Source organism: Streptomyces sp. BE303, from assembly GCF_036290945.1.
Lineage (GTDB): Bacteria > Actinomycetota > Actinomycetes > Streptomycetales > Streptomycetaceae > Kitasatospora.
Window position 1 is genome coordinate 1 of record NZ_JAQYWZ010000248.1, and the last position, 312, is coordinate 312.

Below are 312 nucleotides of genomic sequence, written 5' to 3' on the forward strand. Positions count from 1 at the left end.
CCCCGCACCACCGCCAGCACCCGACGACCCGCAGCCCGCGCCGACGACAACCGCTCGACCAGCAGCATGCCGACACCCTCGGACCAACCCGTCCCGTCCGCGTCCGCACCGAACGACTTGCACCGGCCGTCGGCAGCCAGACCGCGCTGACGCCAGAACTCCACGAACACAACCGGGTTCGGCATCACGGTGACGCCGCCGACCAGCGCCATCGAGCACTCGCCCGACCGCAGCGCCTGCGCGGCCAGGTGCAGCGCGACCAGCGACGACGAGCACGCCGTGTCCACCGTCACCGCCGGCCCCTCCAGGCCG

The 312-nt window shown here is 73.7% G+C and carries 1 protein-coding gene; it reads right to left on the reverse strand.

Annotated elements, in window-relative coordinates:
* Positions 1-312 (reverse strand): beta-ketoacyl synthase N-terminal-like domain-containing protein (locus PUR56_RS01665; RefSeq protein WP_329947548.1); only part of this gene is annotated, 312 nt, incomplete at both ends.